Source organism: Nocardioides sp. cx-173 (assembly GCF_021117365.1).
Lineage (GTDB): Bacteria > Actinomycetota > Actinomycetes > Propionibacteriales > Nocardioidaceae > Nocardioides.
In genome coordinates this window covers 2,305,006-2,330,228 of sequence record NZ_CP088262.1, presented here as the reverse complement: position 1 = coordinate 2,330,228, position 25,223 = coordinate 2,305,006, and the positions used below count along the sequence as shown (strand labels likewise).

Here is a 25,223-nt window from a genome sequence, read left to right as displayed (position 1 = left end):
CGGTGACGTCCTCCCTCATCGAGCTCCGGGTCCTCGAGGGGCCCAACCTGTACTTCCCCCGCGCCGCCATCAAGCTGACGCTGGACATCAGTGCGCTGGCCGCGGCGTCGGAGGAGACCGCGCTGCGGTTCGCGACGCGGATCGGCCTGAAGAACGCCCGGCCCGGGGCGCCGGAGTCGGGGTTCCGCCAGCGCTTCGCGCTCCGCGCGGTCGCGCGGCTGGTGCGTGCGGTCGCGCAGGAGTCGGGCACGTCGCGGCTCGGCGTACGCGTGCGACCCACCAGCGACCAGCACCGGATCGTGGTGGCCTTCCCGTGGACCCACCGCGAGCGCGCGCAGGAGATGGGGCGCGCGATCGGCGACGTCCTCGACTCGCTGCTGAGCAAGGACATCGACACCGCGGTGAGCGCGGCGGCCGCGCGGGTCTCGGCCAGCGAGCCGGGGGAGCGGCCCCGCACGCTGACGCCGAGGGTGCCGGTCGTGGCCGTCACCGGCACCAACGGGAAGACGACCACGTCCCGGATGATCGCCCACATCGGCCGCACCGACGGCCGGCTCGTGGGGTGGTCCAACACCGACGGCATCTACATCGACGGCGAGCTGGTCGAGGGCGGTGACTACTCCGGGCCCAGCGGCGCCGGCCGCGTCCTCGACCACCCGGAGGTCGAGCTGGCGGTGACTGAGACGGCCCGCGGCGGGATCCTGCTCAAGGGCATCGGGCTGACCCGCAACGACGTCTCCGTGGTCACCAACGTCACGGCCGACCACCTCGGGCTCCAGGGCATCGACACGGTCGACCAGCTGGCCGAGGTGAAGGCGGTCGTGCCGCGGATCACCCGCAAGAGCGGGTGGGCGGTGCTCAACGGCGACGACCCACGCGTCTACGACATGCGCAACCTGATCCGGTGCAAGCCGTGGGTCTTCAGCCGTGACCCCGACTCCCCGGCGATCCGCGAGACGCTGACCGCCGGCGGTCGGGCCACCACCGTGATCGACGGCTGGGTCTGCGTGCTCACCGCGAAGGCGGATCCGGACCCCCTGGTCGAGCTCGTCGACGTCCCGATGACGCTGGCCGGGCTCTCGCGCTTCAACGTCGAGAACACCCTGGCGGCCGTCTCGGCCTCCCTCGCGATCGGGGTCGCGCGCGAGGTCGTGGCCGAGGGGCTGCGCAGCTTCCTGCCCGACGAGGAGCACAACCCCGGGCGGATGAACTTCTTCTCGCTCGGGGAGGTGTCGGTGGTCATGGACCTCGCGCACAACGAGGCCGGGCTCGAGGCGCTGATGGAGATCATGAACGGGGTGCGCGCCCCCGGGGCCCGGCTGCTGCTGGGGCTGGGAGTCGTGGGCGACCGCCAGGACGAGCTGATCGAGAAGCTCGGTGAGATCGCGGCCCGCGACAGCGACGTGGTGGCGATCGGCCACAAGGAGCACTACCTGCGCGGGCGGACCACCGAGGAGCTCGAGGCCCTGATGCGCGCCGGCGCCGAGCGGGTCGGCGTCACCGGCGTGCCGGCGTACCCGACCGAGGTCGGCGTCCTGGCGGCGCTCGTCGGTCAGGCGCTGCCGGGTGACGTGGTCGGGATCATGTGCCACGCCGAGCGCCAGGAGTGCTACGACTGGATCGCCGAGCATGGCGGGAAGCCGGACTCACCCGAGACGCTGGCCGCCAAGGTCCGCGCCGCGGCCGGCTGAGGCCCGCTGCACCCACGGCCAGGTCATCAGCGCCCACACGACCAGGACGATGCCGATCTCCGCGAAGACGTAGACCGGCCACGGCCCCAGCAGGTCCAGGGCCGAGCCCCCTCCGGGCTTGCGCTGCAGGTAGCCGTAGTTGGTCCCCGCGACCTCGTTGAACGCGTAGGCGCAGACCGCCCAGGCAAACGTGGCCGCCACGGTGAACCGGTAGTCGCGCCAGCGCGGTGCGAGCCCGTGTCCCCAGACCAGGAAGACGGCCGCCCACACCACCAGCAGGTGGATGAACCAGTAGGCGAAGTAGCGCACGTCGGGGAAGTCCTCACCCAGCGACGGCGTGACGATGGCCTGGGTGGTGAGGACCAGGCCCCAGAAGTACGTGAGCGCGACCGCGTAGCGGTGGTGCGTCCACAGCGCCACCGCCGCGGCCATCCAGGCGAGGTCGCTGAGGTGGAACGGCAGCGAGACCCCCAGCTCGAAGCGCGTCGCGACGTCGTAGACCTGGGTCGGCACGTGCACCAGCGGAATGGCGAGCGCGGCGGTCCTGCTGATCGTCCTGGTGCCCGTACGCCGCTCCCAGCGGCCGAGGAGCACCGCCAGGGGCAGCCCGACGACGAACGCCGCCAGCATCACGAGGTGTGAGGTGCTGTAGGCGTCCATCGTCGTACCTCAGACGTCGCCGGGGTCGACGTGGTGGCCGGGGCTGCCGACCTCGACCTCGCCCTCGATCACCAGCGCGGTGAGGCCGTCGGTCGTCCGGGTCTCGTGGGGCTCGTGCGGCTCCCAGACCACCGCCTGTCCGGGACCCACGGCCACCTCCTGGCCCTCCCCGTCCGAGCCGCCGGAGACGACGGCCGCACCGGCGAGCACGACCAGCAGCTGGCGGCCGGCCGCGGGATGCCGGGCGATGACGCCACCGGGCGCCAGCGTCACCGTGACCAGGTGGGCGTCGGCGGTGAGGCCGAACGCCGCCACGGAGAAGCCCCGGCTGCCGTGGGAGTCGACCCGGCGGCCGGGGAGCGTGGTGAGGTCCAGGACCCGCATCAGGCCTCGCTGGGGGTCGCCACGAAGTCGGGGTCGGCCGCCGGGGCGTCCAACGTCACCCCGGCCCCGGCCTGGGCCTGCGACGACCAGTCCTCGAGCTCGGTCATCACCGCGGCGTGCTTGTCGACGCAGATCACCACCAGGTCGCCGCGGTTGGCGCGCGCCATGGCATGGCGCACGGCCTCGATCTCGTCGTGCACCTCCTCGACCTGCTTGCAGCGCGCGCCGGCGTCCATGGCCGCGCGCACCCCCTGCGCCACCAGGCCGGCGACGTCGCCCCGCTCGCGGCCGCGCAGGCTGGCGTCCTCGCGGACGATGACCACGTCGAAGTGCTGGGCCGCGATCTCGCCGAGCTCGCACATGTCCTGGTCCCGGCGATCGCCGGCGGTGGCGATGACGCCGATCCGCGACGGGCGGGCCAGGTCGTGCGACGAGGCCAGCGTCTCCCCGACGCGGTCCACGAAGTCCCCGAGCATGCGCATGCCGGGGGCGTTGTGGCAGTAGTCGACGATGACGTTGACGCCGTTGACCTCGATCTCGTTCAGGCGGCCGGGGGAGAGGTAGTAGCTCGTCGAGAAGGTCCGCAGACCCAGGCGGATGTCGTGCAGCGGGGCACCCGCCGCGAAGGCGGCGGCCGCGGCACCGAGGGCGTTCTGGACGTTCATGCGCGCCCGCCCGCCGAAGGTCGCCGGCAGCAGGTGGGTCCACGCGAGCTGCATCTCTCGGGGGCCGTGCTTGACGACGATCATCTCGCCCCGCTCCGAGGGGTTGAGGACCAGCGCCTTGCCGCCGCGGCGGCAGTGGGCGTCGATCATGTCGCGTACCTCCGAGCCCGGCTCCTCCATGGAGAACCACACGACCTGGCCCGAGCAGCGCCGGCGCATCTCGCGCACCAGCGGGTCGTCGGCGTTGAGCACGGCGTGGCCGTCGCGGGGGACCGCCTCGACCAGCACGGCCTTGACGTCGGCGAGCTGCTCGATCGTGTCGATGCCACGCAGCCCGAGGTGGTCGGGCTGCACGTTGAGCACGACGGCGACGTCGTTGCGCTCGTAGCCGAGACCCTCGCGCAGGATCCCGCCGCGCGCCACCTCGAAGACCGCGAAGTCGACGCGTGGGTTCTGCAGGACCATCCGGGCCGAGCGCGGGCCGGACGCGTCGGAGCGGATCAGCAGCCGCTCGTCGATCACGACCCCGTCGGTCGAGGTCATGCCGACCTTGCGCCCCATCCCCTTGAAGATGTGGCTGATCATCCGCGAGGTCGTGGTCTTGCCGTTGGTCCCGGTGACGGCCACGATCGGGATCCGGCTGGTCGCCCCCGGCGGGAACAGCATGTCGACCACCGGCTTGGCGATGAACTGCGGCTCGCCGATCGTCGGGTGCGTGTGCATGCGGAAGCCCGGCGCGGCGTTGATCTCGCAGATGGCGCCGCCGGTCTCGCGGACGGGCTCGGTGATGTCGGGGCAGATGAAGTCGATGCCGGCGATGTCGAGCCCGACCATGCGGGCGGCCTCCTCGGCGATCTCGACGTTCTCGGGGTGCGCCTCGAACGTCCGGTCGATGGAGATGCCGCCGGTGGACATGTTGCCGGTCAGGGCCAGCTTCACCACCTGGCCCTCGGGCGGTACCTCGGTCATCTCGAAGCCCTGCTCGCGGACGAGCTCGACCGCGGCGTCGTCGACCTTGATCCGGGTCAGCACCTTCTCGTGGCCGACGCCGCGGCGCGGATCGGCGTTGGCGGTGTCGACGAGCTGCTCGACGGTGCTCGTGCCGTCGCCGGTTACCGAGGCCGGCACCCGCTCGGCGATGGCGGCGACCCGGCCGTCGATGATCAGGCAGCGGTAGTCCTTGCCGACGATCAGTGACTCGACGACCACCACCCCGCGCCGGGACTGCTCCTTGGCGATGGCGAACGCCTGGCGCACCTCCTGCGCGTCCTGCAGGTCGAGGCACACGCCGCGGCCGTGGTTGCCGTCGAGCGGCTTGACGACCACCGGGTAGCCGATGCGGTCGGCCGCGCGGACCGCCTGGTCCTCGGTGCGCACCGTGTCCTGCTTGGGCACCGGCAGCCCCGCCGCGCCCAGCAGCCGGGTGGTGAGGTCCTTGTCGGAGGCGATGTCGACGGCGATCGCGGAGGTGTTGGAGGTCATGGTGGCGCGGATGCGCTTGGCGTGGACGCCCTGGCCGAGCTGCACCAGCGAGTGCTGGTTGAGCCGGAGCCAGGGGATGTCGCGCGAGACCGCCTCGTCCAGGATGGCCTGCGTGGACGGGCCGAAGGCCGTGCGCTCGGCGCGCAGGATGAAGGACTCGAGCTCCTGCTCCCAGTCGAGCTCGGGGTCGGCCTGGACCAGGTGGTTGACCAGGCGCACCGCGAGCCGGGCGGCGGCCAGGCCGACCTGCTCGTCGGCGTACCCGAAGATGACGTTGTAGACGCCCTTCTGGCCCTTGACCTGGCGGGTCTTGCCGCGGCGGATGTCGTGGCCGACCACCTGCTGCAGGGCGAGCGCGGTGTGCTCGGCGACGTGGCCGAGCCAGGTGCCCTCGTTGAGGCGCTCCACGAAGCCGCCGCGCTTGCCGCGCGAGCAGGAGTGGTCGCGCAGGCCGGGCAGCATCTGCAGGAGGTTGTCGGTGAACCCGGGGATCGTGTTGGTCGGGAAGTCCTCGAGCGAGCCGAGGTCCACGACGAGGTGGATGGCCTTGTCGTAGGACCAGATGTTGGCGCCGCGGTAGACCCGGGTCTCGAGGATGTGGAGGTCGGGGGTGGGGCGTTCGCTCATGAGGTGACTCCGTCCGGGCCGTGGGTGGGCGGTGTGCTCTGCCTGCGGGCGCGCGCGAGGCGGCGCCGCAGTGCGCTGGGGGAGGCGTCGGCGGCCGCGATGTCGCGGGCCATCTGGCGCAGGTCGTGGCTGGCCTCCGCGATCTCGGCCGCCTCCTCGAGGTCGACCCGCTGGTCCGGGGGGACCAGCGTGCGGCTCGTGAGGTCGAACTCGCTGCCGGCCGGAAGCGCGTGCAGGACCACCCCGCTGGCCAGGATCGGCGCCGAGCGCTTGGCCTCGTAGGCGTTGGTGGTGATGTGGGCCGGGTCGAAGACGGTGACCGCACCGCGCCCCATGACCCGCAGGACCTCGTGCTCCTCGCCGTCGATCTCGCGGGACTCCACGATCGCGGCGGTGTCCTCGTCGACCCCGATCCCGAGCAGCTGGGGGGACTGGGAGACGATCATGAGCAGCCGGCCGTAGCGGTTGCGCTGGTCGAAGTGCTGGTCGATGACCGAGGTCTGCAGCAGCCCCAGCCCCGCGGCGACCTGCGTCATGCGCTGCTTGGCCGTGGCCCCCGGGCCGCCGAAGGCGACCATGTGGCTGGACTGGATGCTGGCGCCGGCCGACGTACCGGCCACCACCACGCCGCGCTCGTGGGCGTCGATGATGGCGTCGCCGAGCGGCGTCCCGCCGATGATGGCGGAGAGCTTGAGCTGGTTGCCCCCGGTCATGAAGATGCCGGTCGCGTCGGAGAGCTCCTTGACCAGCGTCTCGTCGTGGGCGTCCTCGCGGGTCTCGGGGCGGACGGCGATCACATCGGCCGCGCCCTCGCGGCGGAACAGGGCGTCGTACACCTGCACGACCTCCACGCCGAGGGAGGACGCGGTGGGGATGACGGCGATGCGCGCCTCGGCCCCACCCGCGGCGGTGACGAACGCCTGGAGGATGCTGCGCTTGCGCAGCTTGTCCTCGGCGCCGCCGATGATCATCAGGGGTCCCTTGGCCATGCGAGTCACCCTATGGTGTGGGGATGCCCGCAGCTCATCGCACCGTCGTGGTCATGCGTCACGCCCAGGCCGAGCCGGCCGGCACCACCGACTTCGAGCGCGCGCTGACGGCTCGTGGGCGTGCCGACGCGACCGCGGCCGGCGCCTGGCTGGCGTCCCGGTCGGTGCGCCCGGACGTCGCGCTCGTCTCGGCCGCCGTACGCACGCAGGAGACGTGGGCGGCCGTGGCGGCCGAGGCCGGCTGGTCGCTGGACCCGTCGCTGGACCGCGGCCTGTACTCCGCCGGCCCCGACACCGCCCTGGACCTGGTCCGCGCGCTGCCCGACGACGTCGCCTCGGTGATGATGGTCGGCCACAACCCGACCATGGCCTACCTCGCCTCGCTGCTCGACGACGGCGACGGCGACCCCGCGGCTGCCGCCGACCTCACCACCGGCTTCCCCACCTGCTCCCTCGCCCTCTTCTCCTACGACGCGTCATGGGCCGACCTCGACGCCGGCCGCGCTCGGCTGGTTGCTTTCCATGTCGCCCGCGCCTGAGCGGCTGGTGGGCGGGGTTATCAGCAGATGCTGATAACCCTGCTGTTCTGGGCCGGAATTCTTGCCCAGAACAGCAGGGAAAGTCCCAGAGGCGGCTGGGTCGTGATGGCCACCTGCTGTCCACAGGACGCGGTCCTGCCACGCTTCTCCACCGCTGATGCCGGCTTGCCGTGCGACGACGCGCTTGCCGGGCAGCGTGACGTCCATGAGACTTCCCACCCGGACTCGCCCTGCCGATCATCCACGCAACGCACCGCTCACGTTCCGTCGAGACCTGATAGCGCAAGGTCTGGACGACCGTGCCATCGCCCGCCTGGTCAAGCGCGAGGGGCTGGTGAAGGTCAGAGTGGGCACCTACGCCCCCGACACCGTCTGGACCTCTTGTGACCAGGAGAGCCGCTACGTGTTGCGCGGGCACGCCGTCCTGGGAGTGGCACGCACTCCCGTGGTGCTCTCGCACACCTCCGCTCTCGCCGAGTGGGACGTGCCGCTGTGGGGCTTCGATCTTTCGACGGTCCACACCACGCGGACCGACGGTCTGTCCGGCCGGCGGGGTCGCGACATCAACCAACACGAAGGGCGACTTGGGCCGGGGGACCTTCGCGTGGTGAACAACGTGCCTGTCATGACGCCGGCCCGAGCTGTGCTGGAGTCCGCCACGCTCGCCAGCACCGAGGCAGCTCTTTGCGCCGCGAACGACGTCCTCCACCGGCGGCTCGCCACGGCCGAGCAGCTTCATACGCAGTACGTCGGGATGGAGAACTGGCCCGGGTCGATCGGGATCGAGCTCGTCCTCCGGTTGTCGGACGCGCGGATCGAGACAGTGGGGGAGTCGCGCACCTTCTGGTGCTGCTACCAACAGGGGTTGCCGTGCCCCGTTCCGCAGTACGAGATCCGGGACGAGTGGGGACGAGTCGTGTGGCGCGTGGACTTCGCATGGCCTGAGCTCGGCGTGTTCGTCGAGTTCGACGGCTGGGTGAAGTACGAGAAGCTGCTCAAGCCGGGCGAGCGCACAAGCGACGTCGTCATCCGCGAGCGCGACCGCGAGCGCGAGATCTGTCGTCTGACCGGGTGGCGCTGCATCCGAGTCACCTGGAGCGAGCTGGCCGACCCCGCACGCTTGGCCGCGCGGATCAGGCGCGAGCTGTTCCCCATGGGAATCGCTTCTTGACGAGCCGGGTTCTGGGGGTTCTCCGGTGCTTCTGGGCCGGAATTCGTGCCCAGGAGCGCCTGGTTATCAGCAGATGCTGATAACCCTGCTCACACCGGCGGCGCCGGCGTGACAATCCCGGCCTCGGCGTCGGCCATCTCGACCTCTTCGCGGGAGATGCCGAGGAGGTAGACGATGGCGTCGAGGTAGGGGACGTTGACGGAGGTGTCGGCGGCCTGCTGGACGATGGGGCGGGCGTTGTAGGCGATGCCGAGGCCGGCGGCGTTGAGCATGTCGAGGTCGTTGGCGCCGTCGCCGATGGCGATGACGGCGGCCTCGGGTACGCCGACCTCGGCCGCGAACTCCCGCAGGGCGCGAGCCTTGCCGGCTCGGTCTACGACGTCGCCGACGATCTCACCGGTGATGACGCCGTCGACGATCTCGAGCTCGTTGGCGCGGGCGTAGTGGATGCCGAGGTCCTCGGCGAGGCGGTCGGTGATCTGGCTGAAGCCGCCGGAGACGATCGCGAAGCGGTAGCCGAGGCGCCGCAGGGTCCGCACCATCGTGCGCGCGCCCGGCGTCACCACGATCTCCTCGTACACCGCGTCCAGTGCGGAGGCGTCCAGGCCGGCGAGCAACCGCACGCGGGCGCGCAGGGAGGCCTCGAAGTCGAGCTCGCCGCGCATCGCGGACTCGGTGATCCGGGCGACCTCCGCCTCGTGACCGGCGTGGGCGGCGAGCATCTCGATCACCTCGCCCTGGATCAGCGTGGAGTCGACGTCGAGGACGATCAGGCGCATGCCGCGGCGCAGCAGGTTGGCGGGCTGTACGGCGACGTCGACCGTCTGGGTCGCCGCCTCGGCGGCCAGGACGGCGCGCAGGCGCTCGGGGTCCGCCCCGGAGACGTGCAGGTCGATGGCGGTGACGGGATAGCGGGCCATCCGCTCGATCCGGTCGATGTTGCCGCCGCAGTCCGCGATCCGGCCGGCGATGGCGGCCATGGCCCCTGCCTTCAGCGGCGTTCCGATGATCGTGACGTGGGAGCGGCCCTCACGCCGCGGCTTGTTGTCGCCGGACCCCCGGTCGACCTCGACGGTCATCCCGAGCTCGGCGGCGGTTGCCTCGACGGCGGCCTTGAGCTTGCGCCAGTCCCGCGGGGCCGTCACCAGCACGCCGAGGATCAGCCGCCGGCGGAGCAGGATCTGCTCGATGTCGAGCACCTCGACGCCCGCCTGCGCCAGCGCGCCGAAGACCGACGAGGTCACGCCGGGCCGGTCCTTGCCGGTGAGGGTGATCAGGAGCGTCTCGGGCTTCGACTTCGGGCTCATGATGCAGGCGAGGCTATCGCCCACCGTCTCGCTGTCGATGGTGCCGTCCATGCTGGCGCCATGATCGCTCCCGCCCGGCACCGACGCCACGCCGAGTGGTGACGGGCGGCCGGACCGCAGGCTAGGACGGCGGCCAGACCTCGGGGGAGCAGGCGGCGACGAGGGCGCGGCGCCCGGCGCGCTCCAGCACCACCAGCGCGGCGCGCCGCGCCGCGATCTCGGCGGCGGTGATGGCGCCGCCGTCGTCGGCCAGCGCGAGGTCGACGATCTCGAGGGCCTGGAGGGCGCGTGCGGCCAGGTCCACGCACCGCGCGGGCACGCCCGGTGGCGCCGCGAGCGGCACGACGTGGCGCAGGTTCAGCAGCCGGTCCGCGACCTCGGGCCGCCACCGGGCGACGTCGAGGGCGGCGAGATCGCGGGCGCTCTCCAGCAGCGCGGTGCGCAGGGCCCGGTCGGCCTCGCCGACGTCGGGAAGCTGACGGGGAGCCGCCGGCCGGGCGTGCCACTCGTACGTCGGACCCACCGCCCGCGGTGTGAGACCCACCCCCGCACCGATGGCGATCACCGCCTCGCCGACCTCCAGCGCCTCGGCGTTGAACTCCGCCGGGCCGCCGAGCCCGACCGGGTCCCCCTCCGCGGGAAGGGCAGCACCGAAGCCGGTCGCCCCGAGCGCCCGCAGCCGGGCCAGGGCGGTCAGGATCGGCTCGGGACCACCCTCGCCGAGACCGCTCACCAGGTGCGAGACGCTGTCGGTCAGCAGGGCGTCCAGCAGCTGGTCGGCGACGATGTGGCCGCGCAGCCAGGAGGTGCCCCACCACGCGACGCGGCCCGAGACGGCAAGAGGGCTACTCACGACGCTCGATGGTAGTTGCCACGCCCCGCGGACGGCGCCGACGGGTCTGGATAGGGTGACCGCCATGGGAGCCGTGCTGGAGTTCGCCGACGTGACCGTCCGGCGCGGCCAGGCGACCCTTCTGGACCAGGTCTCGTGGACCGTCGAGGAGGACGAGCGCTGGGTGATCCTGGGCCCCAACGGCGCCGGCAAGACCACGCTGCTCCAGGTCGCCTCCGCCCAGATGCACCCGACCACCGGGGTCGCCGGCATCCTCGGCGAGGTCCTCGGCACCGTCGACGTCTTCGAGCTGCGCCCCCGCATCGGTCTCACCAGCGCCGCGATCGCCGAGCGCGTCCCGCGCAGCGAGCGGGTCCACGACGTGGTCGTCTCCGCGTCGTACGGCGTGGTGGGCCGCTGGGTGGAGACCTACGACGACCTCGACCACCAGCGGGCCCACGCGCTGCTGGTGGAGCTCGGGGTCAGTCACCTCTCCGAGCGCACCTTCGGCACCCTCAGCGAGGGCGAGCGCAAGCGCGTCCAGATCGCCCGGGCGCTGATGTCCGACCCGGAGCTGCTGCTGCTGGACGAGCCGGCAGCCGGCCTCGACCTCGGCGGCCGCGAGGACCTGGTGTCCACGCTGTCGGTCCTGGCGATGGACGCGGACTCGCCCGCGACGGTCCTGGTGTCGCACCACGTCGAGGAGATCCCGCCCGGCTTCACGCACGCGCTGCTGCTCCGCCAGGGCAGGGTCGTGGCTGCCGGACCGCTGGCGGACGTGCTCACCGAGCCGGTGCTCTCGGCGACCTTCGGGATGCCGCTGGCGCTGCACCACGAGGAGGGCCGCTATTCCGCCCGCCGACAGACGCGCCACCGATAGGCTCCGGACATGGACTGGCTGGCGGACAACCTGTGGCAGACGTGGCTGGGCCTGGCCATCGTCCTCGGTGTCGCGGAGATGTTCAGTCTCGACCTGGTGCTGATCATGATGGCCGCCGGTGCGGTCGCCGGGATGATCCTCGCCCTCGTGGGCGCGCCGTTCGCCCTGCAGGCGCTCGTGGCCGCTGGCGCGTCGGTCGCGATGCTGGCGCTGGTGCGCCCCCAGCTCGCGCGGCGCTTCCACGGCGGCCCCGAGCTCACCCTGGGCCACTCCAAGCTGGTCGGCCAGCGCGCCGTCGTGACCGAGCAGATCAGCGGTCTCGAGGTCGGCCGGATCCGCCTCGGTGGCGAGGTATGGTCCGCCGCACCGTACGACGAGCACCTCGTGATCGCGCCCGGCCAGACCGTCGAGGTGCTCGCGATCAAGGGCGCCACCGCCTACGTGCACCCCGTCCCCACCCTCGAGCCCTGACCCGCCAGCCCTGAGCCGCATGCCAAGGAGAACCCCATGGTCGCCCTGATCCTGCTGGGACTGCTGTTCCTGTTCGTGATCGTCCTGCTCGCCAAGACCGTCCGGATCGTGCCGCAGGCGCGGGCGGGCGTGGTGGAGCGGTTCGGCAAGTACAAGGAGACGCTGTCCGCCGGCCTGAACGTCGTCGTGCCGTTCATCGACAAGGTGCGCTACCTCATCGACCTGCGCGAGCAGGTCGTGAGCTTCCCGCCGCAGCCGGTCATCACCCAGGACAACCTGGTGGTCTCCATCGACACCGTCATCTACTTCCAGGTCACCGACCCGATCGCGGCGACCTACGAGATCGCCAACTACATTCAGGCCGTCGAGCAGCTCACGATGACCACGTTGCGCAACATCGTGGGCGGCATGGACCTCGAGGCCACGCTCACCAGCCGCGACGAGATCAACACCCGCCTGCGCGGGGTGCTCGACGAGGCCACCGGCAAGTGGGGCATCCGGGTCAACCGGGTCGAGCTCAAGGGCATCGACCCGCCGCCCTCCATCAAGGACTCGATGGAGAAGCAGATGCGCGCCGACCGCGACAAGCGGGCCCAGATCCTCACCGCAGAGGGCGGCCGCCAGGCCGCGATCCTCACCGCGGAGGGCGAGAAGCAGGCCTCGATTCTGTCGGCCGAGGGTGACCGCGAGTCGCTGATCCTGCGTGCCCAGGCCGACCGGGAGTCGTCGATCCTGCGCGCCCAGGGCGAGGGACAGGCCATCCAGACCGTCTTCCAGGCGATCCACGACGGCAACCCCGACCAGTCGCTGCTGGCCTACCAGTACCTCACGATGATGCCCAAGCTCGCCGAGGGCAGCTCCAACAAGCTCTGGATCGTGCCGAGCGAGATCGGCAAGGCGCTCGAGGGCCTGGGCTCGACGATGACCGAGATGGCCGGCATCCCGCGCGAGACCGAGGGCCCGCGCACCCGGGTCGACATGGGCAGCACGGAGCCGGCGCAGCTCGCCGGCAGCGGCGCGCTCGCGGAGTCCGAGCGGGGACGTACCAGCAAGGCCGTCGAGGACGCCATCGCCGAGGCCAAGGCCGCCGCCAACCCGACCAAGCCGACCGGCGCCGTGCCGCCGGCCGCGGACGACGCGCCACCACCTCCCCCCGTCTCGTAGTCGGTGCCGCTCCTCGAGGCTGCCGCCATCCTGCTCGCCGGGGTCGCGGCCGGCACGATCAACACCGTCGTCGGGTCGGGGACGCTGATCACGTTCCCGACCCTGCTGGCGTTCGGGGTCCCGCCGGTCACGGCCAACGTCTCCAACAACATCGGCCTGGTGCCGGGGTCGGTGTCGGGCGCCATCGGCTACCGGCGAGAGCTCGCCGGACAGCGCTCGCGGGTGCTGAGGCTGCTGTCGGGCTCGCTCATCGGCGGCGCCGTGGGCGCGGTGCTGCTGCTGGTGCTGCCCGAGGACGCCTTCTCCGCGATCGTGCCGGTGCTGATCCTCCTCGGCGTGGTGCTGGTGATCTTCCAGCCGCGGCTCTCCGCGTGGGTCGCGGGCCGCAGCGAGGCGCGCGGCGACACCGGCCGCGACGGCGCCTGGTGGGTGTGGCCGGCGGTGCTGCTGACCGGCGTGTACGGCGGCTACTTCGGCGCCGCCCAGGGCGTGCTGCTGATGGCGGTCCTCGGGATCGGGGTCGCCGAGCACTTACAGCGGCTCAACGCCGTCAAGAACGTGCTCGCCGCCGGCGTCAATGGGGTCGCCGGGCTGCTGTTCGCCTTCGTGGCCGACGTCGACTGGCTGATCGTCGTCCTGATCGGCGCCGGCTCGGTCGTGGGAGGCGTGCTCGGGGCGAGCGTCGGCCGCCGGCTGCCGCCGCTGGTGCTGCGCACCATCATCGTGATCGTCGGCCTGGTGGCGCTGGTTGCGCTGCTGCTGACCTGACGACCGCGCCCGCTACGCGGCGGTGAGGGTCTTGCGCTTCTTGACGCGCAGCCCCATCAGCCCGGACAGCACGGCGCCGGTGGCGACCGCCATGAGGCCGTAGCCGGTCTGCTTGGGCAGGTGGCCGGCCTGGATGGCGGCGTACGCCGTGCCGGCGTCGGCGCCGTCGACGGCCATGCCGACGAGGACCAGGTTGCGGCGGGCGCTGCCGGAGGCGACCAGGGTCAGGGCGCCGAGCGCGATTTCGCGCGAGCCGAACCACTGGGTCAGCAGCGGTGAGGGCGGCTGTCCCATCGAGGAGGCGACGAGGTCGGGCTTGGCGAGCGAGGCGACGCCGACGGCGATGCGGCCGAGGGCGAGACCGGTCACGGAGTTCATGCGGGTGACCCTAGCGGTCGGGCAGCTCAGAGCAGCGAGCGCGACGGGGGTGCGACGTACGTCGTGAGCCAGCGGCCAAGCTCGTCGTAGATGCGGGCGCGCGGCTCGGCCCGCGAGAGCACGACGTCGTGGCGGGCACCGGGGACGGCGACGTAGGTGACGTGGGTGCCGACCGCGGTGGACCAGCGGCGGATCTGGCGCACGTCGAGCACGATGTCGGTGCTGTGAACGTCCTCGCCCATCGCCTGCGGCTGTGAGGAGCGATCCGAGGACAGCACCAGCACCGGGCAGCGCAGGTCGAGGCCGCGCTGGAGACGGGCGTGCCCCTCGCGTACGGCGCGCAGCCAGCCGGCGTAGACCGAGAACGACATCATCGGCTTCCAGGCCAGGTCGAAGTCCCACTCGCCCTCGTGCTGGGCGTGCAGGCTGCGGGCGTAGAGCCCGGAGACCGCCCGCCTGATCTCGCGCATCGGCTGGCGCGCGCCGACCCGCTTGATGATGGGGGTGCCGACCAGCCGCGCGGCGGCGCTGCCCTGCAGGTCCAGCCAGGGGGAGTTGAGCACCAGCGCGGCGAGCTGGCTCGGTCGGCGTCGGTCCAGCCACAGGGGGAGGATCAGCCCGCCGGTGGAGTGAGCGGAGGCCACGACCTGCGTGTGCCCGTCGCGCGCGGTGATCCGGTGCCAGGCCTCGGCCAGCTCCTCGTCGTACTCGCGCAGGTCGGCGACGTAGTTGGGGGTCTGGTGCGGCAGCAGCGAGCGTCCGTACTTGCGCAGGTCCAGGGCGTAGAAGTCGTAGCCGCGCTCGAGCCACCACTCGGCGTACTCGGTCTGGAAGAAGTAGTCGGCGAAGCCGTGCACGTGGAGCACGGCGCCGCGGCTGGCGAACGGCGCCCGTCGGCTGACCAGGGTCGCCACCACCTCGCCCTCGTCGTCGGGGCGCAGCGTGAGGGTCTCCGCCACCCAGGGCTCGCCGAGGACGTCGGGGGTGGGCTCCAGCGTCATGCCCGCAGTCTGTCAGGCCCGCTGCGCGGCGTACGCCGAGGCCGCACGTACCAGCCCGGCGAGCAGCCCGACGTCGGCCGCGGTCTCCGGGTGCCACTGCACGGCGAGACAGAACCGGTCGCCCGGCGCCTCCATGGCCTCCACGGTCCCGTCGTCGGCGTGGGCGACGGCGGCGAAGCCGGGGTGCGAGCGCACGGACTGGTGGTGGTGGCAGCTGACCGCCAGGTGCTCGCCCACCAGCCCCGCGAGCCGGGAGCCCGGCGCCGTGGCGACGGACACCGCGCCGAACTCGTCTCCGCCGGGGGAGTGCCGCTCGTCGCCGACCAGGTCCGGCGTGTGCTGGTCGAGCGCACCGCCCGCGTGGACGGCCATCAGCTGCATCCCCCGGCACACGCCGAGCACGGGCAGGCCGGCCGCCTCCGCCGCGTCGAGGAGCGCCGCCTCCCAGGCGTCGCGATCGGGTCGCCACCCGGCCGTGCGCGGGTGCGGCTCGGCGCCGTAGCGCGCCGGGTCGACGTCCGCGCCGCCGCAGACCACGAGCCCGTCGAGGCGGGCCACCACCTCGTCCGCCGCACCGGCGACCGCGACCGGCGGCAGCAGGACGGGCAGGCCGCCGGTGGCCGTGACGGCCTCGGCGTACTGCGTGGGCAGCAGGTCGGCGCGCTGGCGCCACACCCCCCAGGCCGCCTGCTCGCGGTAGGTGGTCAGGCCGATGACGGGCGCGGACATGTCAGAGCGGGGTGACGTAGGCGCCGGAGATGCCGCCGTCGACCAGGAACGTGTTCGCGGTCATGAAGGAGGAGTCGTCCGAGGCCAGGAACAGCACGGCCGAGGCCATCTCCTCCGGCTCTCCGAAGCGTCCCATCGGGACGTGCACCAGGCGGCGCGCGGCTCGCTCGGCGTCCTTGGCGAACAGGTCCTGCAGCAGCGGGGTGTTGACCGGGCCGGGGCACAGCGCGTTGACGCGGACACCCTGGCGGGCGAACTGCACGCCGAGCTCGCGGGTCATCGACAGCACCCCGCCCTTGGAGGCGGAGTAGGAGATCTGCGACGTGGCCGCACCCATCACGGCCACGAAGGACGCCGTGTTGATGATCGACCCCTTGCCCTGCTCGAGCATGTAGGGCAGCGCCGCCTTGCAGCACAGGTACACGCTGGTCAGGTTGACCTCCTGCACCTTGCGCCAGGCGTCTAGGTCGGTGTCGAGGATCGAGTCGTCCTCGGGCGGGGAGATGCCGGCGTTGTTGAAGGCGATGTCCACCGAGCCGTAGGTCTCCTTCGCCGTGCGGAACAGCGCGTCGACCTGCTCCTTGTCGGTGACGTCGACGTGCACGTACGCAGCGACTCGCTCCCCGCCGAGCGAGTCGACGAGCTTCTCGCCTCGCTCGTCGTCGATGTCGCCGATGACGACCTTGGCGCCCTCCTCGACGAAGCGCTGCACGGTCGCCAGGCCGATGCCCGAGCAGCCGCCGGTGATGACGGCGACCCGGTCCTGGATGCGTCCTGCCATGGTGATGATGCCTTTCGTCTTGCGGGGTCTCGAGACGGGACTTCGTCCCTCCTCGACCACCGGTGGGGGGTCAGTGGGCGATGAAGACGTTCTTCTCCTCGGTGAACGCCGTGGTGGCGTCCGGGCCGAGCTCGCGGCCCAGGCCGGACTGCTTGTAGCCGCCGAACGGTGTCCAGTAGCGGACCGCCGAGTGGGAGTTGACGCTGAGGTTGCCGCTCTCGACCGCGCGGGCGACGCGCAGCCCGCGGCCGAGGTCGCGGGTGAAGATGGAGCCGGACAGGCCGTACTCGGTGTCGTTGGCCAGCGCCACGGCGTCGGCCTCGTCGTCGAACGGCATGACCGCCACGACCGGCCCGAAGACCTCCTCGCGCCAGATGCGGGCCTCGGCGTCCTCGGTGGTGACCACGCTCGGGGGCACCCAGAACCCGTCACCGCCGGGGGTCGTCCCGGCGAAGGCCACCTCGACCTCGTCCAGGAAGCCGCGCACCGTCGCCCGCTGCTGTGCGGAGATCAGCGGACCCATCTCGCTGGCCTCGTCGGTGGGGTCGAGCACCCGCAGGCCGGTGACCGCCGGCTCCAGCTTGGACAGGAACTCGTCGTAGACCGAGCGTTGGACCAGGATGCGGGAGCGGGCGCAGCAGTCCTGGCCCGCGTTGTCGAAGACGGCGTACGGCGCCGTGGCCGCGGCCGCGTCGATGTCGGCGTCGGCGAAGACGATGTTGGAGCTCTTGCCGCCGAGCTCGAGGGTCAGGCGCTTCACCTGGTCGGCGCAGCCGGCCATGATCCGCTTGCCCACCGCGGTCGAGCCGGTGAAGACGATCTTGCGCACCAGCGGGTGGGTCACGAACCGCTCGCCGACCACCGTGCCCTTGCCCGGGATGACCGTGAGCACGTGCTCCGGGAGGCCGGCCTCCAGGGCGAGCTCGCCCAGGCGGATGGCGGTCAGCGGCGTGAGCTCGGCCGGCTTCAGGACCACGGTGTTGCCGGCCGCCAGCGCGGGCGCGAAGCCCCAGCCGGCGATCGGCATCGGGAAGTTCCACGGCACGATCACGCCCACGACGCCCAGCGGCTCGCGGAAGGTCAGGTTGACCCCGCCCGGCACCGGGATCTGCCGGCCGAAGAGGCGCTCGGGGGCGGCGGAGTAGTAGTTGAGGCAGTCGCGGACGTTGCCCGCCTCCCAGCGGGCGTTGCCCCAGGTGTGGCCGGCGTTGCGGACCTCGAGCTCGGCGAGCTCCTCCACGTGGGCGTCGACCACCGAGGCGAAGCGCCGCAACAGCCGCGCGCGCTCCCCGGGCGCGAGGTCACGCCAGCCGCCGACGAACGCCTCCTGGGCGGCCTCGATCGCGGCGTCGGTCTCCTCGACCGAGGCCAGGTGGACGTCGGTCACCGGCGTCGCGGTCGCCGGGTTGATGACGGTGTAGGAGCTCATCACAGCCTTTCGAAGCCGCGTCGCAGCTCCCAGTCGGTCACGGCCGCACCGAAGGAGGCGAGCTCCACGTCGGCCATGTTGGTGTAGTGGTCCACGACCTCGTCGCCGAACGCGGCCCGCGCGATGGCCGAGGTGGTGAAGGCCTCGCGTGCCGCGGCCATGGTCGAGGGCACCTTGGGGCGCCCGGAGGTGTAGGCGTTGCCGGTCAGCGGCTCCTCCAGCTCCAGCCGGTGCTCGATGCCGTGCAGACCGCCGGCCAGCATGGCGGCCAGCGCGAGGTAGGGGTTGGCGTCGGCGCCGGGGATCCGGTTCTCCATGCGCGCCGTGGGTCCGCGCCCGACCAGCCGCACCGCACATGTGCGGTTGTCCAGCCCCCAGGCGATCGTGGTGGGGGCGAACGAGCCGTCGGCGAAGCGCTTGTAGGAGTTGATGTTCGGGGCGAACATCAGCGTGAAGTCCGAGACCGTCGCGAGCACGCCGGCCACGAAGTGGTCGTACAGCGGGGTGCGCTCGCCCTTGTCCTCGTCCCAGAACACCAGCGACCCGTCGGTCCCGCGCAGCGACAGGTGGATGTGGCAGGAGCTGCCCTCGCGCTCGTCGTACTTGGCCATGAACGTGATCGCCTTGCCCTGCTGGGCGGCGATCTCCTTCGCGGCGTTCTTGTAGACCGCGTGGTTGTCCGCGGTGGTCAGCGCGTCGGCGTAGAGGAAGCCGATCTCGTGCTGGCCGAGGTTGCACTCGCCCTTGGCGCCCTCGACGTCGATCCCGGCGGCGTACATGTGGTTGCGGATCGAGCGCAGCAGCGGCTCGACGCGGGTGGTGCCGAGGATCGAGTAGTCGACGTTGTACTGGTTGACCGGCGTGAGGTCGCGGTAGCCCGACGCCCAGGCCGCCTCGTACGTCGTGTCGAAGGCGATGAACTCCAGCTCGGTGCCGGCGAGCGCCGTCCACCCCTGCTCCGCGCAGCGCTCGAGCTGGCGGGCCAGGATCGAGCGGGGGGACTGCAGGACCGGGGAGTGGTCGGACCACGCCAGGTCGCACTGCACCATCGCGGTCCCGTCGAGGTGCGTGAGCAGCCGGATCGTCCGCTCGTCCATGACGAACTCCATGTCGCCGTAGCCCTGCTCCCACGAGGACATGGCGTAGCCGTCGACGGTGTTCATGTCGACGTCGACGGCGAGCAGGTAGTTGCAGCCCTCGGTGCCGTGGGCCACCACGTGCTCGGCGAAGTAGTGCCCGTGCAGGCGCTTGCCCTGCAGGCGCCCCTGCATGTCGGTGAAGGCGACGATCACGGTGTCGACCCTGCCGTCGCGGATCCGGTCGAGCAGGTGCTGCATGCTCAGGTGGCGCTCGTTGCGCAGCTCGGTGGTCGTCATGGGGCTCCTATCCCAGCAGGCCGCGCAGCAGCGCGGCTGTGTCGTCGCAGTGGTGCTCCATGGCCCGGCGGGCCCGGTCGGGGCTGCCCGCGAGGATCGCCCGCACGACCGTCGCGTGCTGGCGGTCGGAGTGGGCGATGTTGGCGTCCAGCACCGGGATCGCCAGCAGCATCTCGTGCAGGGTGGCCTGGACCGAGGTCACGGCCTCGATCAGCCGCGGCGACTCGCTGAGCGCGGCGACCGTCAGGTGGAACCGGCTGTCGGCCTGCCGGTGCGCGGCCGCACGATCGGCCCCGGCGACCTCGGCATGCGCCTGCTCCAGCCGCTCCCGCCGTACGCCGGTCAGCTCGCGCTGGGCGGCGAGCGCGGCGGCGCCCGGCTCGACGACGCGCCGGTACTCCAGCGCGTCCAGCCAGTCGCGTCTCTTAGCCGGGGCGATCCGCGCCGCGGCGCGGGCGGACGGCGTCCGGGGCTTGAGGGTGACGACGGTGCCGCCGCCGCGCCCGCGCGTGGTCTGGACCAGCCCGGCCTCGCGCAACGCGGCCATCGCCTCGCGCAGCGTGGCCCGGGAGACCCGCAGCCGCTCGGCCAGCTCGCGCTCCGGCGGGAGGGTCGAGCCGAGGGGGTAGACGCCGAGCCGGATGGCCGTGCCCAGCTGCTCCACGCAGGCCTCGAAGGCATGGTGGCCCCGCACCGGCCGGAGCACCGCCTCAGGCAGGTGCTGCGCTGAGGGGGCGGTCATGGACGTCATCCTTCGTTCGGGTGCCCGGCAGTGTCAAACCGCTCACCACTCAATGGTCTGAGTTCATACCAAAATTACCCGGGACCCATTTACAGCCCGTCGACGCGGGTCTAGCGTCCCGTTCACGTTCGCACGAACCGACCCGGAGGCGCTCCATGTCTGACGACACCATGCCGAAGAACGCTGACGAGGAGCTCCTGGCGAAACTCGGGTACAAGCAGGAGCTGAGCCGGACCTGGTCCGGGTTCTCCAACTTCGCCATCTCCTTCTCGATCATCTCGATCCTCGCCGGCTGCTTCACGACCTTCGGCCAGGGCTTCAACAACGGCGGTCCGGTCGCCATCTCCTGGGGCTGGCCGATCGTCTCGGCGTTCATCTTGCTGATCGGCTTCACGATGTCCGAGCTGGTGTCGGCGTACCCGACCTCGGGCGGCATCTACTGGTGGGCGGCCAAGATGGGCGGCCCCAGGGCCGGGTTCTTCACCGGCTGGCTGAACCTCATCGGCCTGGTCGCGGTGACGGCCTCGGTCGCCTACGGGTGTGCGACGTTCATCGACCTCACGCTCAGCACCTTCTCGACCGGCTTCGCCGAGGGCTACTCGCTCACTCGCGTGTTCCTCATCTTCGTGATCGTGCTGGCGCTCGCCTCGCTCCTCAACATCTTCAGCGGCCACCTGATGGCGATCATGAACAACGTGTCGGTCTGGTGGCACGTCGTCGGCGCCCTGGCCATCGTGCTGATCCTGGTCTTCCTCCCGGACGGCCACCAGAGCTTCAGCTACGTGTTCACCGAGCGATTCAACAACTCCGGCTACGACGGCGGATCCACGAGCGGCATGACCTACTGGCTGCTCGTGATGCCGTTCGGCCTGCTGCTCACGCAGTACACGATCACCGGCTTCGACGCCTCGGCTCACCTGTCCGAGGAGACCACCGCAGCCTCCGAGGGGGCGGCCAAGGGCATCTGGCGCTCGATCTTCTACTCCGCCATCGGGGGCTGGATCCTCCTGCTCGCGTTCTTGTTCGCGGTCCCCGACAACGCGGCCGGCGACCCGGACAACGCCGGGGTCGGAGCCAACGGCGTGGCCTACATCTTCACCTCGGTGTTGGACACCAACGTAGCGGGGACGGTCCTGCTGATCTCGGCCGTCGGGCAGTTCTTCTGCTCGACCGCCTGCATGACCAGCGCCTCGCGCATGACCTTCGCGTTCTCCCGGGACAAGGCCATCCCCGGCTCCTCGCTGTGGTCCAAGGTCAACCCGAGGACCAAGGTCCCCGCCAACGCCGTGCTGCTCGTCGCCGTCGTCGCCGCCCTGATCACCCTGCCGGCGCTCGTCGAGGTCAACATCGGCACCGAGGAGGACCCGCTCATCGTGCCGACGGCCTTCTACGCCGTGGTCTCGGTGGCGGTGATCGGTCTCTACCTCGCCTTTTTGATCCCGATCTGGCTGCGTTGGCGGATGGGCGACGACTTCCAGCCCGGCAGCTGGACCAACGGCAGCAAGTACAAGTGGATGAACATCATCGCGGTCGCCGAGATCGCCATCATCTGCATCTACTTCATCCTGCCGTTCGTCCCGGCCGGCAACCCGTTCAACGACGAGTTCTCGTGGAAGTTCGTCAACTACGCGCCGATCCTGACCCTCGGATCGCTGGCGGTCCTGGCGGTCTGGTGGGCGGTCTCGGCCAAGCACTGGTTCACCGGGCCGCAGGTGACCATCGACAAGGCCGTCGTCGAGGCCTTCGACGAGTAGTGACCCTGTCCCAGCTCGACAGCGACCTGGACCGCCTCGCCTGCCTGGCGGGGCGGTCCCGCCGGGTCTCCGAGCTGCCGGGCGGGCTGACGAACCACAACGTGCGGGTTCGCACCGGCGACGGAGGCGACTTCGTGGTGCGCTGCTCGACCGGCGACGTGGCCCTGCTGGGCATCGATCGGGACGCCGAGCATCACAACACCCGGCGGGCCGCCGAGGCCGGGGTGGGCGCACGAGTCGTCGAGTACCGGCCGGATCTGCGGATGCTGGTGATCGAGCACCTGCCCGGCGCGGTCCTCGACAACGGCTCGTTCGCCGACGAGCGGGTGCTCGGACGCGCGGCGCAGGCGGTGCGCGCCCTGCACGCCGGCTCCCGCTTCGCCGGCGACTTCGACATGTTCGCCCGCCAGGCGACGTACCTGGCGACGGTGAAGTCGAACGGCTTCCGGCTGCCGTCGTCCTACGACGACCTCGCCGAGGACTGGGAGACGGTACGACGAGCGGTCGCCGTCGCCCGTCGCCCGACCGTGCCGTGCAACAACGACCTGCTCGCGGCCAACTTCATCGACGATGGCACCCGGGTGTGGCTCATCGACTACGAGTACTCCGGCAACAACGACGCCGCCTTCGAGCTCGGCAACACCGCTACCGAGTGCGACTTCGACGCCGACCTCGTCGAGGCGTGGACGGCCGCCTACTTCGGCGACCCGACGCCGGCCGACCTGGCGCGGGTGCGGGTCCAGGCGCTGTGCTCGGCCTACGGCTGGTCGCTGTGGGGCTTCATCCAGGCCGCGACGAGCCCGCTCGACTTCGACTTCTTCGCGTGGGGTGCGCAGCGGCTGGACAAGGCCGCGGCCGTCTTCCGCGGCCCCGACCTGCCGCGTCTGCTGGACCAGGTGGCTGCCGGTGGCTGACCTGCCGCAGCGATCGCGCGTCGTCATCGTGGGCGGCGGCGTGATCGGCACCTCGGTCGCCTACCACCTGGCGAGGCTGGGCTGGACCGACGTGCTGCTGCTCGAGCAGGGCCACCTGTCGGGCGGCACGACCTGGCATGCGGCCGGCCTGGTGGGGCCGCTGCGGGCCTCTGAGAGCGGCACCCGGTTGGTGCAGTACTCGGCGGAGCTCTACGCCTCGCTCGAGGCGGAGACCGGGCTCGCCACGGGCTACCGCAACACCGGCGGGCTCATCGTCGCGCGCACCGAGGACCGGATGGCGCAGCTGAGGCGCACGGCCGCCAACGCGACGGCGTACGACATGGACTGCGAGCTGGTGTCGCCGGAGCGTGCCCAGGAGCTGTGGCCGGCCATGCGCGTGGACGACCTGCTCGGGGCCATCTGGCTTCCAGGTGACGGCAAGGTCAACCCGACCGACGTCACCCAGGCGCTGGCCAAGGGTGCCCGGCAGCGCGGCGTGCGGATCGTCGAGCAGGTGCGGGTCACCGGCTTCGAGCTGGTCGACGGCCCCCGGCGCCCGCGGGTCGCCGGCGTCCGCACCGACCACGGGAACGTGGAGGCCGAGGTCGTCGTCAACTGCGCCGGTCAGTGGGCGAAGGCGCTGGGCGACCTCGCCGGCGTCACCGTGCCGCTGCACTCCGCCGAGCACTTCTACGTCGTGACCGAGGCTGTCGAGGGCTGCCATCCCGACCTGCCCATCATGCGCGACCCCGACGGGTGGACCTACTTCAAGGAGGAGGTCGGCGGGCTGGTCGTCGGTGGCTTCGAGCCCGAGGCCAAGCCCTGGCGCTCACCCTCGGACCTGCCGTACCCGTTCGAGTTCCAGCTGCTCGAGGAGGACTGGGACCACTTCTCGGTCCTCATGGACGAGGCCGTGCGCCGGGTGCCGGCGCTCGCCGAGACCGGGATCCGCAAGTTCTACAACGGGCCGGAGTCCTTCACACCCGACAACCAGTTCCTGCTCGGACAGACCCCCGAGGTCGCCGGGCTCTTCGTCGGAGCGGGCTTCAACTCGGTGGGCATCGCGTCGGCCGGAGGTGCCGGGCGGGCCCTGGCCGAGTGGATCGTGGAGGGCGAGCCGACCAGCGACCTGGCGGCGGTCGACGTGCGTCGCTTCGCGCCGTTCCACGCAGACGAGACGTGGCTGCGCTCGCGGGTCGTGGAGGTGCTCGGCCTGCACTACGCCGTGCCGTGGCCCAACCGCGAGCTCCGGTCCGGCCGGCCGCAGCGGACCTCGCCACTGCACGAGGTGCTGGCCGCGTCCGGTGCCGTGTTCGGCACCCGTATGGGCTGGGAGCGCCCGCTCGTGTTCGGCCCCGCCTCGCTCGACTACGCCTGGGGCAAGCCCGACTGGCTGGCCTCGTCGGCGGTCGAGCAGCGGGCGACGCGCACGGCGGTCGCGGTGTTCGACCAGACCTCCTTCAGCAAGTACGTCGTGGAGGGTCCCGGCGCGCTGCCCGCTCTGCAGTGGCTGTGCGCCGCCGACGTGGACGTGCCGGTCGGAGGCTGTGTGTACACGCCGATGCTCAACCGGCGCGCCACCTACGAGGCCGACCTGACGGTGACCCGGACGGGGGAGTCGACGTTCCTGCTGGTGTCCAGCTCGGCGACCACCGTCCGCGACCTCGACTGGCTGAGACGGCAGGCGCCGGACGGGCTCGACATGCGGGTGCGCGACGTGACTGACGAGTACGCCGTGCTCGGCGTGATGGGACCGACGGCGCGTGACCTGCTGGCCGGGCTGACGGACGCGGACCTCTCCGAGGAGGGGTTCGCGTTCGCCACCAGCCGTCCGGTGACCCTCGCGGGGGCGCAGGTGCGGGCCACGCGGATGACCTACGTCGGCGAGCTCGGCTGGGAGCTGATGGTGCCCCCGGCCGACGCGGTGCGCCTGCACGCGGCCCTGCGGGCCGGGGGTGCGGTCGACGCCGGCTACTACGCGATCGAGTCGCTGCGCCTGGAGAAGGGCTACCGCGCCTTCGGCCGTGAGCTGACCCCTGACCTCACGCCCGTGGAGGCGGGGCTCGTGTTCGCCACGGCGCTGGACGGCGACAAGGACTTCCTGGGCAGAGCGGCGCTCGAGGGGCACCGCGCCGCGCTCGCGCAGGGTGGCGCGCGGCGCCGGGTGGCGTCGTTCGTCGTGGAGGACGCAGAGCCGATGCTCTGGGGCGGCGAGCTCGTGCTCCGCGACGGCTCGCCGGTGGGGCAGGTGACCAGCGCCGCGTGGGGGGAGACCGCCGGCGTGTGCGTCGGGCTGGCACTGCTGCGCCACGACGCCCCGGTCACCTCGGCGTGGCTGGAGGCAGGCGAGTGGCGAGTCGACGTGGGCGGCGAGCTCGCCGCGCTGGGCATGTCCCTGCGGGCACCGCTGCGCTGACGTGTCCGAATCGTGATGACGGCTTCGACCCAACGGCCACGAGCGAGGGCCGCGAGCACTAGCCTCCCGGTTG

The 25,223-nt window shown here is 71.7% G+C and carries 23 protein-coding genes; 10 read left to right on the top strand and 13 right to left on the bottom strand.

The window, feature by feature from the left end; genetic code table 11:
- The first annotated feature begins 2 nt into the window (after nucleotides 1–2).
- Nucleotides 3–1,691, top strand: coding sequence for a Mur ligase family protein (locus LQ940_RS11295; protein WP_231243554.1), 1,689 nt, complete (start codon nucleotides 3–5; stop codon nucleotides 1,689–1,691).
- Here LQ940_RS11295 and LQ940_RS11290 read toward each other — a convergent pair.
- From LQ940_RS11290 to LQ940_RS11275, 4 genes are read right to left on the bottom strand one after another with little or no spacing between them, the layout of a single operon-like run.
- Nucleotides 1,647–2,351: a YwaF family protein gene (locus tag LQ940_RS11290; RefSeq protein ID WP_231243553.1), complete on the bottom strand. Its 705-nt coding sequence runs from the start codon at nucleotides 2,349–2,351 to the stop codon at nucleotides 1,647–1,649. The two genes, LQ940_RS11295 and LQ940_RS11290, sit on opposite strands and share 45 nt — an antisense overlap.
- 9 nt (nucleotides 2,352–2,360) lie before the next feature.
- Nucleotides 2,361–2,735 (bottom strand): cupin domain-containing protein, encoded by a 375-nt coding sequence (locus LQ940_RS11285; protein ID WP_231243552.1) that lies wholly within the window; start codon nucleotides 2,733–2,735, stop codon nucleotides 2,361–2,363.
- A complete protein-coding gene (gene cphA, locus LQ940_RS11280; protein ID WP_231243551.1) occupies nucleotides 2,735–5,509 on the bottom strand; it encodes a cyanophycin synthetase in 2,775 nt (924 codons plus the stop codon). Before cphA ends, LQ940_RS11285 begins: the two co-directional genes overlap by 1 nt.
- The gene (locus LQ940_RS11275) at nucleotides 5,506–6,498 is read right to left on the bottom strand and encodes a cyanophycinase (RefSeq protein WP_231243550.1); all 993 of its coding nucleotides are present in this window, start codon (nucleotides 6,496–6,498) and stop codon (nucleotides 5,506–5,508) included. Before LQ940_RS11275 ends, cphA begins: the two co-directional genes overlap by 4 nt.
- 23 nt (nucleotides 6,499–6,521) lie before the next feature.
- Between LQ940_RS11275 and LQ940_RS11270 the strand changes: the two genes are divergently transcribed.
- Complete coding sequence (locus tag LQ940_RS11270) at nucleotides 6,522–7,037, top strand: SixA phosphatase family protein (protein ID WP_231243549.1); 516 nt, start codon at nucleotides 6,522–6,524, stop codon at nucleotides 7,035–7,037.
- Nucleotides 7,038–7,242: 205 nt separating this feature from the next.
- Nucleotides 7,243–8,208 (top strand): type IV toxin-antitoxin system AbiEi family antitoxin domain-containing protein, encoded by a 966-nt coding sequence (locus LQ940_RS11265; protein ID WP_231243548.1) that lies wholly within the window; start codon nucleotides 7,243–7,245, stop codon nucleotides 8,206–8,208.
- Between the two features lie 89 nt (nucleotides 8,209–8,297).
- On the opposite strand, the gene serB is transcribed toward LQ940_RS11265, so the two are convergent.
- Nucleotides 8,298–9,515, bottom strand: a complete 1,218-nt coding sequence (serB, locus tag LQ940_RS11260) for a phosphoserine phosphatase SerB (RefSeq protein WP_231243547.1) — start codon at nucleotides 9,513–9,515, stop codon at nucleotides 8,298–8,300.
- Nucleotides 9,516–9,636: 121 nt separating this feature from the next.
- Nucleotides 9,637–10,368 carry a hypothetical protein gene (locus LQ940_RS11255; protein WP_231243546.1) on the bottom strand — a complete coding sequence of 244 codons (732 nt, stop codon included), beginning with the start codon at nucleotides 10,366–10,368 and terminating at the stop codon, nucleotides 9,637–9,639.
- A 64-nt stretch (nucleotides 10,369–10,432) separates the two neighbouring features.
- Between LQ940_RS11255 and LQ940_RS11250 the strand changes: the two genes are divergently transcribed.
- From LQ940_RS11250 to LQ940_RS11235, 4 genes are read left to right on the top strand one after another with little or no spacing between them, the layout of a single operon-like run.
- A complete protein-coding gene (locus LQ940_RS11250; RefSeq protein WP_231243545.1) occupies nucleotides 10,433–11,227 on the top strand; it encodes an ABC transporter ATP-binding protein in 795 nt (264 codons plus the stop codon).
- A 9-nt stretch (nucleotides 11,228–11,236) separates the two neighbouring features.
- Complete coding sequence (locus LQ940_RS11245; protein ID WP_231243544.1) at nucleotides 11,237–11,698, top strand: NfeD family protein; 462 nt, start codon at nucleotides 11,237–11,239, stop codon at nucleotides 11,696–11,698.
- 36 nt (nucleotides 11,699–11,734) lie between these two features.
- The gene (locus tag LQ940_RS11240; protein WP_231243543.1) at nucleotides 11,735–12,862 is read left to right on the top strand and encodes an SPFH domain-containing protein; all 1,128 of its coding nucleotides are present in this window, start codon (nucleotides 11,735–11,737) and stop codon (nucleotides 12,860–12,862) included.
- A gap of 3 nt (nucleotides 12,863–12,865) precedes the next feature.
- Nucleotides 12,866–13,630 (top strand): sulfite exporter TauE/SafE family protein, encoded by a 765-nt coding sequence (locus LQ940_RS11235; protein ID WP_231243542.1) that lies wholly within the window; start codon nucleotides 12,866–12,868, stop codon nucleotides 13,628–13,630.
- Between the two features lie 12 nt (nucleotides 13,631–13,642).
- Here LQ940_RS11235 and LQ940_RS11230 read toward each other — a convergent pair whose 3' ends face one another.
- The 7 genes from LQ940_RS11230 to LQ940_RS11200 form a co-directional block, all read right to left on the bottom strand.
- Nucleotides 13,643–14,008, bottom strand: coding sequence for a hypothetical protein (locus LQ940_RS11230; RefSeq protein ID WP_231243541.1), 366 nt, complete (start codon nucleotides 14,006–14,008; stop codon nucleotides 13,643–13,645).
- A 26-nt stretch (nucleotides 14,009–14,034) separates the two neighbouring features.
- Nucleotides 14,035–15,009, bottom strand: a complete 975-nt coding sequence (locus LQ940_RS11225) for an alpha/beta hydrolase (protein WP_231243540.1) — start codon at nucleotides 15,007–15,009, stop codon at nucleotides 14,035–14,037.
- Between the two features lie 12 nt (nucleotides 15,010–15,021).
- Entirely contained in the window at nucleotides 15,022–15,738 is a 717-nt protein-coding gene (locus LQ940_RS11220) for a gamma-glutamyl-gamma-aminobutyrate hydrolase family protein (protein WP_231243539.1), read from the bottom strand.
- Nucleotide 15,739: 1 nt separating this feature from the next.
- Nucleotides 15,740–16,519, bottom strand: a complete 780-nt coding sequence (locus LQ940_RS11215; RefSeq protein WP_231243538.1) for a 3-oxoacyl-ACP reductase — start codon at nucleotides 16,517–16,519, stop codon at nucleotides 15,740–15,742.
- 70 nt (nucleotides 16,520–16,589) lie between these two features.
- A complete protein-coding gene (locus tag LQ940_RS11210) occupies nucleotides 16,590–17,948 on the bottom strand; it encodes an aldehyde dehydrogenase family protein (protein ID WP_231243537.1) in 1,359 nt (452 codons plus the stop codon).
- Entirely contained in the window at nucleotides 17,948–19,324 is a 1,377-nt protein-coding gene (locus tag LQ940_RS11205; RefSeq protein WP_269214787.1) for a glutamine synthetase family protein, read from the bottom strand. The genes LQ940_RS11210 and LQ940_RS11205 overlap by 1 nt, the downstream gene beginning before the upstream one ends.
- A gap of 7 nt (nucleotides 19,325–19,331) precedes the next feature.
- Nucleotides 19,332–20,066, bottom strand: a complete 735-nt coding sequence (locus LQ940_RS11200) for a FadR/GntR family transcriptional regulator (protein ID WP_231243536.1) — start codon at nucleotides 20,064–20,066, stop codon at nucleotides 19,332–19,334.
- Between the two features lie 155 nt (nucleotides 20,067–20,221).
- On the opposite strand from LQ940_RS11200, the gene LQ940_RS11195 reads away from it, so the two are divergent.
- The 3 genes from LQ940_RS11195 to LQ940_RS11185 are packed head-to-tail and all read left to right on the top strand — an operon-like array spanning nucleotide 20,222 to nucleotide 25,150.
- Nucleotides 20,222–21,820 (top strand): amino acid permease, encoded by a 1,599-nt coding sequence (locus LQ940_RS11195; protein WP_231243535.1) that lies wholly within the window; start codon nucleotides 20,222–20,224, stop codon nucleotides 21,818–21,820.
- Nucleotides 21,820–22,734 (top strand): choline kinase family protein, encoded by a 915-nt coding sequence (locus LQ940_RS11190; protein ID WP_231243534.1) that lies wholly within the window; start codon nucleotides 21,820–21,822, stop codon nucleotides 22,732–22,734. The genes LQ940_RS11195 and LQ940_RS11190 overlap by 1 nt, the downstream gene beginning before the upstream one ends.
- Complete coding sequence (locus LQ940_RS11185) at nucleotides 22,727–25,150, top strand: GcvT family protein (protein ID WP_231243533.1); 2,424 nt, start codon at nucleotides 22,727–22,729, stop codon at nucleotides 25,148–25,150. Before LQ940_RS11190 ends, LQ940_RS11185 begins: the two co-directional genes overlap by 8 nt.
- The last annotated feature ends 73 nt before the right edge of the window (nucleotides 25,151–25,223 follow it).